10 protein-coding genes are annotated in these 11,769 nt (G+C 62.5%); 3 read left to right on the forward strand and 7 right to left on the reverse strand.

Translation table 11 applies throughout. The features are described from left to right. Window positions 1-7: 7 nt before the first annotated feature. Together QEH68_RS13765 and QEH68_RS13770 are read left to right on the forward strand one after the other, a co-directional pair. Complete coding sequence (locus tag QEH68_RS13765; RefSeq protein WP_207594037.1) at window positions 8-1,300, forward strand: DUF58 domain-containing protein; 1,293 nt, start codon at window positions 8-10, stop codon at window positions 1,298-1,300. A gap of 24 nt (window positions 1,301-1,324) precedes the next feature. Next, entirely contained in the window at window positions 1,325-2,050 is a 726-nt protein-coding gene (locus tag QEH68_RS13770; protein WP_280623137.1) for a DUF4166 domain-containing protein, read from the forward strand. Window positions 2,051-2,101: 51 nt separating this feature from the next. Here QEH68_RS13770 and QEH68_RS13775 read toward each other — a convergent pair whose 3' ends face one another. From QEH68_RS13775 to QEH68_RS13800, 6 genes are all read right to left on the reverse strand, one after another. After that, the gene (locus tag QEH68_RS13775) at window positions 2,102-3,136 is read right to left on the reverse strand and encodes a hypothetical protein (protein ID WP_280623138.1); all 1,035 of its coding nucleotides are present in this window, start codon (window positions 3,134-3,136) and stop codon (window positions 2,102-2,104) included. A 3-nt stretch (window positions 3,137-3,139) separates the two neighbouring features. Then, window positions 3,140-3,529 (reverse strand): chorismate mutase, encoded by a 390-nt coding sequence (locus QEH68_RS13780; protein ID WP_207594040.1) that lies wholly within the window; start codon window positions 3,527-3,529, stop codon window positions 3,140-3,142. A gap of 125 nt (window positions 3,530-3,654) precedes the next feature. Beyond that, entirely contained in the window at window positions 3,655-5,361 is a 1,707-nt protein-coding gene (locus QEH68_RS13785; RefSeq protein WP_280623139.1) for an ABC transporter ATP-binding protein, read from the reverse strand. Continuing rightward, window positions 5,358-6,380: an ABC transporter permease gene (locus QEH68_RS13790; RefSeq protein WP_280623140.1), complete on the reverse strand. Its 1,023-nt coding sequence runs from the start codon at window positions 6,378-6,380 to the stop codon at window positions 5,358-5,360. The genes QEH68_RS13785 and QEH68_RS13790 overlap by 4 nt, the downstream gene beginning before the upstream one ends. A gap of 2 nt (window positions 6,381-6,382) precedes the next feature. Beyond that, the gene (locus tag QEH68_RS13795; protein ID WP_280623141.1) at window positions 6,383-7,474 is read right to left on the reverse strand and encodes an ABC transporter permease; all 1,092 of its coding nucleotides are present in this window, start codon (window positions 7,472-7,474) and stop codon (window positions 6,383-6,385) included. Window positions 7,475-7,602: 128 nt separating this feature from the next. Next, on the reverse strand, window positions 7,603-9,231 hold the full coding sequence (locus tag QEH68_RS13800) for an ABC transporter substrate-binding protein (RefSeq protein ID WP_207594043.1): 1,629 nt from the start codon (window positions 9,229-9,231) through the stop codon (window positions 7,603-7,605). Window positions 9,232-9,478: 247 nt separating this feature from the next. Between QEH68_RS13800 and QEH68_RS13805 the strand changes: the two genes are divergently transcribed. Next, a complete protein-coding gene (locus QEH68_RS13805; RefSeq protein ID WP_207594044.1) occupies window positions 9,479-10,306 on the forward strand; it encodes a caspase family protein in 828 nt (275 codons plus the stop codon). A 37-nt stretch (window positions 10,307-10,343) separates the two neighbouring features. On the opposite strand, the gene QEH68_RS13810 is transcribed toward QEH68_RS13805, so the two are convergent. After that, the gene (locus tag QEH68_RS13810) at window positions 10,344-11,390 is read right to left on the reverse strand and encodes a hypothetical protein (RefSeq protein WP_280623142.1); all 1,047 of its coding nucleotides are present in this window, start codon (window positions 11,388-11,390) and stop codon (window positions 10,344-10,346) included. Between the last annotated feature and the right edge of the window lie 379 nt (window positions 11,391-11,769).

Consider the following 11,769-nt stretch of genomic DNA (forward strand, 5'->3'; position numbering starts at 1 on the left):
GGCCTGAATGGCCATTACGGGTCGATTCGTGGTCATTGCCTTGGCCGGCCTCATTCCGCTGGTGCTGTTTCCGACTTGGAGCACAGTCCTGTTCGTTACCGTGGGTTTGTTGCTGTTGCTGGTCCTTGACCTGCTCCTGGCTGCGTCACCGGCACGTCTCGGCTTGGAGCGCCAGCACCCGGGAAACGTGACGCTGCAGGGCCAGGTGGAGACTGTGGTGACAGTTGCCAACCCCACCCGGCGGACGCTGCGGGCGAAAGTCAGGGATGCATGGCAGCCTTCTGCCGGCGCCATCGACAATGTTCAATCCGTGGTTGTCCCCCCGGGCGAGCGGCGACGCATGAGGGTGGCCTTGGTTCCCCGGCGCCGCGGTGACCTGGACAGCCCTCATGTCACCATCAGGTCCCAAGGGCCACTCGGCCTGGCAGCCAGGCAGCGCACGCGTGTGCTTCCCGGACATCTGAGGGTCCTGCCCCCTTTCCACTCCAAGCGCCATCTGCCGTCCAAGCTCCGAAAGCTCCGGGAACTGGACGGCAGGGCCGCCGTACAGATCCGTGGAGCCGGAACGGAATTCGATTCCCTTCGCGATTACGTGCGCGGTGATGACGTCCGCTCCATCGACTGGCGGGCTACAGCGCGCCGCACCTCCGTGGTGGTGCGCACCTGGCGCCCCGAACGCGACAGGCGTGTGGTCATTGTCCTGGATACATCCCGCACCGCTGCCGCCCGAATCGAGGACGAACCCCGCCTCGATACCGGCATTGAAGCGGCGTTGCTCCTTTCCGTGCTGGCCGAACGCGGAGGGGACCGCGTTGACTTCCTCGCGTACGACCGCAGGTTGCGTGCCAGGGTCGAGTCGGCATCCAAAAGCAACTTGCTGGGCCAGCTGGTCCAGGCCATGGCCCCGTTGGAGGCAGAACTGATCGAGCTGGACTGGCAGCAGATTCCTGGACAGGTGAGGGCGGTCTCGGCGCACCGATCGCTGGTGGTGCTGTTGACAGCGCTCGACGGCGGCGCCCCCGAAGAGGGCCTCCTCCCCACGGTGGCGCAATTGTCCCGCCAACATGTGGTGGTGGTGGCATCGGTCAGGGATCCCCTGCTCGCGGCCATGAAGGAGGAAAGGACTACGGCAAGCCAGGTATTCCGGGCCGCGGCGGCTGAACGCGCCCTGTTGGAACGTGCTGCGGTCACGGCCCAGCTCCGGCAGCTGGGCGCCGAAGTGGTGGATGCCGAACCACTTGACGTCCCACCCCTGCTTGCTGACACCTATATCCGGCTCAAAGCGGCCGGCAGACTCTAGTTCCCACCTCCAGAAAGGATTGCCATGAATGCGCCCATTTACCAGCTGGCACTCGGCGATGACTTCACCAAGCTGGCTCCCGAGCTTCAGGATTACTTTTCGCTGGCAGCAGGTTCCGGCTTCTACGGGATAGGCGAAGGCGTCTTTGATGTGGTGGGCTGCCGGCAAAAATGGTTGCGGCCCCTGCTTGCCCTCACGGGCAGTGAGGAAGCATTCTTTCCTGAATACGGCGAAGGCATCCGGTTCCGGATCGAGAACCACGCTCATGTGGATCCCTTTGGACGCCCAGCCCTTACAGCACGGCGGGAGATCTACTTCCCCTCAAAGACGCGGCTGTTCCACGATACGACGAGTGCCATAGTGTCCGGTCCCGGACAGGGCAGCAGCAAGCAGCGGGCCCGCCTGGTGGACCACGTGGGACGGTATCGGCGGCTGGTGACGGATCTGGATGTCGGCGTCACCGCCGAGGGCAGGCTTCGTGGTGTTTCCAAAGCGAGCCGACTGCTTCTGGGGCCTTTGCGGATTCCATTGCCGGCTGCCTTGGACGCACGTGCTTACGCCGAGCAATGGTGGGACAGCTCCGAGGGCAAACACCGTATCCAGGTCAAGGTCATCCAGCCGCAGATTGGGTTGGTACTGGTCTATGCCGGACGCTTCAATTACCGGTTGGCTCCGTATCTGCCGGGAGCCGCCCCTGGTACGACCCTCCCGCGCTACGCAGAACCGGAGCGCTGGCAACAGCGGATCTGACGGGCCGCCCAGCGCCGGGCGGCCCCTCAGGCCTCTGCCAAGTGATGCCCGTCAGCCTTGCGCCAATTGGTCCAGTCCGTCGGCCACTTGGGTGAGTTTCGTCAATACGTCCATGGCCGCCGGAGGCGTGTAACCGGCAAGTCCCGTGGACGGGGTGACGCGCAGTCCAGCCAGGCCCGCTGCGGGCAGGCCAAGCTGGCGCCACGGCTTCCAGATACTCTCCACGATGTCCGAAGTCCGCGGCAGCTGGGCCTGCGGATCGTGGGTGGGCAGCGCACCGGCCCAAACACGCTTGCCGCTTTCCACGGCGGCGGCCAACTGTTCCCACTGGCGCATGGTCAGCGCCCTCAGGGGGACGGCCAGGCCGTCTGCTCCAGCAGCCAGAATCCGTTCGATCGGCGCTTCGATCTCCGGCACGGACACCACGGCCTCGACGACGCCAGCCGCCTTAAGTGCCTCGATCACCAACCGCCAGGCCCCTGTGACCTCTTCACCGGAAACCGACCGCAGCGTTCTGTAACCGCTTGCAGTGGGGATGGTCCCGGCCATGACAGAGGCGATGTCCGGCTCGTCCACCTGGACCACAATGCCTGCGCCCGGCACTGCTCCGGAGACCCGGCGGATGTGCTCTCCCACGCCGGCGGCCAGGGACTCAGCAATGTCGCGGCGGGCGCCATAGTCAAGCAGCGCGCGTTCTCCATTGTGCAGGTACAGATTGGCAGCAAGTGTCAGGGGACCCAATATCCGGATCTTGAACTCAGACGCGGAGACGTCCTCGGCTCCGGCTACGTCGGCCAGGATATTGATGTCCGTGGACAGTGCAGATCGTGCACGCTGGGCGTCCTTCCCGGGCCGGTCCACAAGCCGCCACCCGTGTGGCTGGACGTCGAGGGCCAGGTCCAGCAGCAGGGAGCCCGAACGGCCCACGGCGTCCGAGCCTACTCCGCGGTCCGGAAGTTCGGGCAGGAATGGAAGGTGGGGGTCACCGAGCTCGCCGCGGATGATCCGGCTTGCCTCGGCGGGATCGGTGCCTGGCCACGGCCCCAGAGCAGTTGCGCTGGCGCGCAGGTCATTCACTGACGCCATGGATCAAGCCTGCCGGCTGGAAATCTGGTGATCCTCGGCAATTGCCTCGTGGTGGCGGATCACTTCGCTGATGATGAAGTTCAGGAATTTCTCTGCGAACGCTGGATCCAGGTGGGCATCTTCGGCGAGACGGCGGAGGCGGGCAATCTGTGCCGACTCCCGGCCCGGGTCTCCGGCTGGAAGCTTGTGCGTTGCTTTGAGGATGCCTACCTTTTGGGTGGCTTTGAAACGCTCAGCGAGCAGGAAGACAAGGGTGGCGTCGATGTTGTCGATGCTGGACCGGATGGACAGCAACTCATCCATGACGGCGCGGTCCACTTGGCCGGCCAGGGAACTCGCTGCCGGGTTGAAGGAATCGGCGTCATCGGGAAGGGCATTGTTCTGCTCGGTCATGCACCCCAGTCTATGGTGCTTACCGGTAGCGCCGCGGGTGTTACCTTCCCGTCCGGACACCAGGAAAGGCACGCCCCTGGCCACGGAACGTGCCTTTCCTTCCTTCCGGAATTCAGTTGCCTGGCCTAGCCGCCCAGCAGCGCCCGGTGGGCTTCCCGCCGTCGTGCTTGTTCGTCCGGGTCCGGCACCGGCAGGGACGCGATGAGCCTCTTGGTGTAATCGTGCTGCGGTGATCCCATCACGTGGTTGCCGATCCCCTGTTCCACCAGTTGGCCCTTGTAGAGCACGCCGACCCAGTGCGACAACATATCCACGACGGCGAGGTCGTGGCTGATGAAGAGCGCCGCGAAGCCGAACTGCTCCTGGATGTCCTTGAACAGGTCCAGGACTTTCGCCTGCACCGAAACGTCCAGGGCGGACGTCGGTTCGTCGGCGATCAGGAGACGCGGGTTCAGCGCCAGCGACCTCGCCAGGGAAGCGCGCTGCCGCTGTCCGCCGGACAGCTCGTGCGGATAGCGTTGCGCGTACGACGCCGGCAGCTGGACTGACTCGAGCAGCTCGCCGACCTTTTTCCTCGCCTCAGCCGCGCTCGGTTTGGTGTGGATCATCAAGGGCTCGGCGACGCACTCACCGATGGTGAGATGTGGGTTGAACGAGGCAGCCGGGTCCTGGAAGACGAAGCCGATCTCTTTTCGGAGAGGGCGGAAGGAGCGTTCCTTGAAGTCCAGCATCTCGTAGCCAAGTACCTTCAAGCTGCCACCCGTCACGCGGTTCAGGCCCGCAATGGCCCGGCCGATGGTGGACTTGCCGGAACCGGATTCGCCTACCAGGCCAAAGACCTCGTTCTCCGAGACCGTAAAGCTGACGTTGTCCACTGCCTTGAATCCATGCCTGCCGAAACGGCCGGGATACTCGATGGTGAGGTTCTTCGCCTCCACCAGGACCTTGCCGTCCTGATGAAGCCGGGCCCGGGCACCTTCGGAGGCTGAATGGCGTCCCAGATGCGGAACGGCGGCCAGCAGCTTCTTGGTGTAGTCCTCCCGTGGTTCCGCAAAGAGGACCCTGGAAGGGGCCTCCTCCACTACGTCTCCCTGGTACATGACCACGACCCGGTCCGCCAGGTCGGCCACCACGCCCATGTTGTGGGTGATCAGGACAATCGAGGTGCCATAGTTGTCCCGCAACTCCCGGAGGAGTTGCAGGATTTCCGCCTGCACGGTGACGTCCAGGGCAGTGGTCGGCTCGTCGGCCACGATCAGGCCCGGGTTTAGGGCAAGCGCGGCCGCGATGACAACACGTTGTTTCTGGCCGCCGGAGAACTGATGCGGATAATAGTTGACCCGTGTTTCAGGGTCCGGGATGCCCACCTTGCGCAAGGCCTCGGTGGCCCGCTGTTTGGCCTCCTTGGCCGTGACGTGTTTACCGTCCGTCGCGTGTGCCCGGATGCCTTCGGCGATCTGCCAGCCGACAGTAAAGACCGGATTCAACGCGGTGGACGGCTCCTGGAACACCATGGCCACATCGCGGCCACGGATCTTGCGAAGCGTGGATTTGCTGACGCTGATTACATTGTTGCCGTTGATCAGCACAGCCCCGGAACTGATGGCCGTTTCAGGAAGCAGGCCCAGTATGGTCTTGGCGGTCACGGTCTTGCCGGATCCCGACTCCCCCACGATCGCAACTACCTCGCCGGCTTTCACGTCAAGGCTGACATCCTTGACGGCGTGGACGTCCCCACCGTCGGTGGCGAAGGTGACCTGGAGCCGGTCGATGGTGAGGACGGGCTGGCCGCTGCCGGCCTGGTCCGAAACGTGTCCAAGGTTGGTTGTCATGGCTTACCTGTTTCTGCCGGCGCAGACGCCGCTGTTGGTGCTGCGGGGGTTGCCGGGGTTGGTGCTGCCGGCGTCCCGCCCGCACGCTTGCGTCCACGGATCCGGGGGTCGTTGAGGTCGTTAATGCTTTCGCCAACCAACGTCAGGCCCAAGACGGTGAGCACAATGGCGATGCCCGGGAAGACACCGGTCCACCAAATCCCGGACGAGGTATCAGCCAGCGCCTTATTCAGGTCAAATCCCCATTCAGCAGCAGAGGTTGGTTCAATGCCGAAGCCCAGGAAGCCCAGCCCCGCGAGGGTGAGGATCGCCTCGGATGCGTTGAGGGTGAACATGAGCGGCAGGGTCCGCGTGGCGTTCTTGAAGATGTGACGCCCGATGATGCGCATGCTGGAAGCTCCCAGCACCTTGGCCGACTCGACGAACGGTTCAGCTTTCAGACGGATGGTCTCAGCCCGGATCACCCTGAAGTATTGCGGCACGAAGACCACCGTGATGGAGAAAGCGCAGGAGAAGATGCCACCCCAGAAGCTGGACTGGCCCCGGCTGATGACGATCGAGATGACGATGGCAAGGAGCAAGGTGGGGAACGCATAGATGGCATCTGCCACCACCACCAGGATCCGGTCCAGCCAGCCGCCGAAGTAGCCGCTGAGCAAGCCCAGGGCAACGCCGAGGAAAATCGACATGGCGACTGACACAACAATGACTGTGACAGCGGTCTGGGATCCCCAGACAACACGGGACAGGACGTCATAGCCGCTGACGGTGGTCCCGAGCAGGTGCTTGGCTCCTGGAGCTTCCTGGGTGGGGAAGGAACCGGAAGCATCGCTGAGCTGCGAGTAGCCGTAGGGGGCAAGCAGTGGCGCGAAGATACTGGTGAAGATCAGTAGTCCGGTCAGGACGAGGCCCACTATCAACATGCCGCGTTGGAGGCCAACGCTCTTCTTGAAATGGGACACGACGGGCAGCCTGGAGAAGAACGGCTGCTTGGGTGCGGTCAGTGCAGGAATGCTCATGGTCAGTACCTCACTCGGGGGTCGATGAGCGCGGCAATGATGTCCACGATGAAGTTGGTGACGGCCACAATGATGGCCAACAGCACAACTATTCCCTGGACGGCCACAAAGTCGCGGGCATTGAGGTACTGCACCAACTGGTACCCCAGCCCCTTCCATTCAAAGGTGGTTTCCGTCAGGATGGCGCCGCCCAGCATGAGGGCAATCTGCAGGCCCATCACGGTAATGATGGGAATCAACGCCGGCTTGTAAGCGTGCTTGGTCACCAACCGGAACTCGCTGACACCCCTGGAACGCCCGGCCTCGACGTAGTCCTTACCCAGTGTGCCGATGACGTTGGTGCGTACCAGGCGCAGGAAGACGCCTGCGGTGAGCAGGCCGAGGGCAAGGGCAGGGAGGACCGCATGGGAAGCGATGTCGCCCAGGGCCGTGAAGTTGCCGCTGCGGAGCGCGTCCAGCCAGTAGATACCTGATGGTGCGGCCAGGCCGCTCATGGTCAATTCCGTTCGGGTGGAGGCACGGCCTGCCACCGGGAACCATCCGAGCCACACTGAGAACGTGAGTTTGAGGAGCAGGCCGGCGAAAAAGACCGGCGTGGCATAACAAAGGATCGCAAAGAACCTCAGCAGCGCATCCGGAGTCTTATCCCGGTGCTGGGCCGCGATAAGACCGAGGGGGATACCCACCAGGAGCGCGACGATCAATGCGTTGATGGAAAGTTCAAGGGTGGCTGCCCCGAAAGTGGTCAATACTTCCACCACTGGACGCCGGTCCGTAATGGTGGTGCCGAAATTGCCCGTGAGGAGTTGGCCGATGTATTCGAAGTACTGGATCAGAATGGGGCGGTCGTAGCCGGCATCGTGGATGCGCTGGGCCAGGACATCCGGAGGAAGCCGGCCACCTTGTGATGCCGTGATGGGATCTCCAATGACCCTCATCAGGAAGAACACCAGTGTCACGAGGATGAAGACAGTGGGGATGATCAGGAAGAACCGGATCACGATGTACCTGCCCAGCCCTCCCCCGGCTTTCGACTTGCTCTTCGGAGCGACGATCCCGGGATCGGCCTCGGGTACTTCAATAAGTGTTGTCATTATTACCTGTATTTCCTGCCCGTGGATTGCGCGGGATTGGCTCATGCGTGCCGGCCAAGGTGGTGGTCAGCAAAGGAGGCGGGACACCGGATCAGTGTCCCGCCTGCCTTCTGGTCTCAGTGGTGCAGTTACTTGGAAATGACACCCAGACGGAACTTGAAGGACGGATCCAGCGTCTTGTCGACGCCGTTCACGCCACTTCCGACCACAGCCACCTGTGCACCCTGGAGCAGGGGCAGCGTGGAAATGTCCTTGGCGAGCGCATTCTGGACTTCCTTGATGGTCGACTCGCGGCTGGTCTTGTCCGCATCAGTGAGCTGCTTGCTGATCAGTTCGTTCACCGTGGCGTTGTTGTAGTGGTTCTTCAAAAAGCCACCCTCAGGGAAGAACGGCGTCAGGTAGTTATCGGCATCGCTGAAGTCCGGGAACCAGCCGAATTGGAACAACGGGTATTCATCGGCACGGCTGGCCTTGCTGTAGGTGACCCACTCGGTGGACTGCAGGTTCACTGTGAAGAGGCCGGACTTCTCCAACTGCTCCTTGACCATGGCGTACTCGTCACCTGAGGATCCGCCGTAGTGGTCCGGGTTGTACTGGAGGTTCAGGGCCACGGGTTCGGTGATCCCGGCATCGGCCAGGACTTTCTTGGCCTTGTCCAGGCTGGGCTTGCCGGCATCACCATAAGCGTCCTTGAACGACTCGTTGGCACCGAGGAATCCACTCGGAACGTTGGAGTACAACGGCAGGTAGGTGCCCTTGTAAACCTGGTCGGCAATGGCCTGGCGGTCAACGAGGTTGGCCACGGCCTGGCGTACTGCGAGCGCCTTGGCCGGGTCCGCCCCCGCAGCCTTGGTTCCGTACGGCATGGTGTCGAAGTTGAACGTGATGTAGCGGATTTCGCCACCCGGGCCCGTGAGTACCTTGACCTTGGAGTCCTTGCGGAGATCGTCGATGTCCGTCGCGCTCAGGCTGCGGAAGGCAACGTCAATGGCTCCCTGTTGGATTTCCAGCTTCAGGTTGGTGGGGCTTGCGTAGTACTTGATGGTGGCTGCGTCGTTTGCGGGCTTGCCCAGGACGCCTTGGTAGTCGGCGAAGGCCTTGAAACTGACGAGCTCATTCTTCTTGTAGCTGTCAATGGTGTACTGGCCGTGGAACGCGTTGGCCTTGATGATCTCGTCGTCAGAAAGCACTTTGTCCGCCGGGAAGACTTCGTCGTCGACGATCGGCGCGGCAGGGCTGCTGAGGATCTGGCTGAACGTTTGGTCGTTGGCGTTCTTGAGCTTGAACACCACGGTGGTGGCGTCGGGCGCCGTGACGCTCTCGATGTTGGTCAGCAACGACGCCGGACCAGCGGGGTCATTGATCGCCACCTGGCGGTCAAACGAGAACTTGACGTCCTTGGAGTCCAAGGTGTGGCCATTGGCCCACTTCAATCCGGACTTGAGCTTGACCGTGTACTCGGACGGCGTCGTGAACGACGACGATTCCGCGAGGTCGGGCACGGGTTCCGCGCCGCCGGGCTTGGAATTCAAGAGGAAGGAATAGATCTGGTTCATCACCATGAACGAACCGTTGTCATAGGATCCAGCGGGGTCCAGTGACGTGACCTTGTCTGTGGTGCCGTAGGCGATGGGGCCTGCTGCAGCCGGTGCGGACGATGAGCCGCCGCCGGAGGGTCCCGTGCATGCCGTCAGGGCGAGCGCGGAAATGCCCGCCAGCGCGATAGCGCCGTGCAGGGCCTTCTTATTCAGTGCCATCTGATGAACCTTCTGTTCGATGGATTCGGCGCGCCGCCGTGGGATATTTGTGACGGCGCACACTCTTAGTGCCTCGATTCAACCAGACTTCGCAGGCCGCGAACCGTCATTTTAGTGATTTGAGACACAAAATTTACTTTCCAGTAGCTTTCTTCGAACGCCTCCCGGCCATTGCTCCGACGGATGCGCCGGAATATCGTAGGTTCCGAGTCCCCACTCACTGAAAGACCGCCCGAAGGACACGCACATGAGCAAGGCAGCACTTTGTGTAGGGATCAACAAGTTCAAATTTCTGCCCCAGGCCAGCTGGCTCAACGGCTGCGTCAACGATGCCGAAGACCTCGCAGCGATGCTCGAAAAAAACTATGGCTTCGAAGGTTCCAACATCACTGTCCTGCGGGACGCCAAAGCGGTGAAAAAGTCAGTCATGGCTGCTCTCAATGCCTTGGTGGACGCTGCCGTGGCGGGTACCGTGACCCACATTGTGTTCACCTTTTCAAGCCATGGAACCCAAGTGCCGGACACCAGCGGCGATGAAAGCGACCGCTTGGATGAGGCCTTTGCGTGCTACGACATCAACAACTCCGGTGATCGCTGGGATCCCGGCACGGTGATCACCGACGACGAACTCGCATCCTTGTTTGCCCGGCTGCCGAAGGGAGTCCTGATGGATGTTGTGCTTGATACCTGCCACAGCGGAACGGGCCTGAAGTCATTGGACCTCCTCCCCGGACGCCGTCCCCGTTTCCTGCCGGCGCCCAGCCCCCGGGCAGCCATCGCCAATGAATCCAAGGACACCCGCAGCTTGCGGGACATGGTCAAGGCGGCCAAGCTCTCCGCACCGGTTCTGATGGCAGCCTGCCGCTCAGACCAGACTGCAGCCGACGCCTTCATAGAGGGCCGGTACAACGGCGCCTTTACCTACAACTTTGTGAAGGCCCTCATGGGTGACGGTACCGTGGCGCGGGCCGACATCCTGAAGCAGGTCAGCAAGGGCCTCAAGTCCGGCGGCTTCGATCAGATCGCCCAACTGGAAGGCTCGACGGCGGCACGCAGGGCCGCGTGGGGCGCCTGACTTGGGTGCCTGGGGAAGTCCGCCGGCTGCCGAAAGCTTAGTCCCCGGTGCCATGGAACTTGTCCCGGACCCCCGATGAGGCGGCCTCCTCAGCGTCGTGGTGCTGGTCCGAACCGAACATCTGCCCATGGCGTTCCCTGTCCATCACTGGTTTGAGGGCCGCATACACCAGCCGGCCACCGGCGTCGAAACGCAACAGCCCTCCCCCGCGGATGTCCACGAAGTCCCTCCGGGTTTTCAACCCGAGGCGGACGTATGCTTCCCGCCGGCTCATCCGGACCGTCTGGATGAACGAGGCTCCTATCTCGGAAATAATGAATCCATCCGGGGACACACGCTCAGAGGTACGTACGCGCGTGGAACTGAGGGGTGTACGCCGCTCAAGCCGCGCCGCCTCCAGGAGTCGGGGATTTTCCCAGACAAAGCGCTGCACCTCCTGGGGGTCGGAGCCGAGGGCCGAAAGCCTGATGGGGTAGCGGAGGCCCTGGTAGTTGTCCACGCCGCTGATGTTGTTCAAGGAGACCCGACGTATTCCGATGGCGGAGAACTCGTTTTGGATCGCCTCGCGGTATCCGTGATTGTCTTCGGGAACCATGTCGAGGTCGGCTGCAATGATGCCGCGGAGGAGATCCCGCCACGAGACGTCCACAGGTGGCATGTAGGAGAGTCCGCGGATCACCATCCGCAGGACCCGGGTGGCCACAATCGAGCCTGATTCGGCTTTCTGTTGCAGACCTTGGCTGTCCCCGAACCGCGCGTTCCGCTCCGACCACAGACGTTGGACGGCCCGGAGCACCGCCCCCACCACCACGGCACCCCGTGCATGCGGCTCCAGCAGTGACTGCCAACCTTCGGGCACAGCGCCAACGAAGGGCTCGCGCAGTGGCCCGCGGGCGAAGAGGTCACGCGCAAAATCAAAAAGGGAACGCATCAGGATGGCATCATCAACTGCTTGCCCGGCCTCAAACCCACCGCCGGCCGCTTCAAGCTGCCGCGCCACCACGTCGCGGGAAGAAAAGACGGAAAGGATGGCCACGATGTCGGCCAAGGCCTCGTGCATGGCCAGCTGCTCCGTGGTGGCCATGTGGTCGGCCCACGCCGGCCGGAACCCGTCCAGGATGGCTGTTTCACTTCGTGGGCGACGATGTCCCGGTAGAGGGCTGTGGGGACTTTGTATCCCATCCGATCCACCGAACCGAAGCGGATGATGTTGGTTCCCCGTTCGTAGCCGGTGTCAGTGGCAGTGATCAGATCCCGCGCTTTGAGAACCACACGCCCTTCCGGGTTCCAGGGCATGCGCCTGCCGAGCGTCGTTTCGAAGATATCCAAGGTACTCATGGCCACACCGTAGACGTGCTGTGCCAGGAAACGTGTGTCATCCAGGAGTTCACGCAAACCCGCTGCCGGAGGTTCCGAGATCAGCTGCCAGGGATCACCTTGCTGCGTCAGCGTCACCGGGGACA

This window comes from Paenarthrobacter sp. OM7, from assembly GCF_029873575.1.
Taxonomy (GTDB): Bacteria; Actinomycetota; Actinomycetes; order Actinomycetales; family Micrococcaceae; genus Arthrobacter.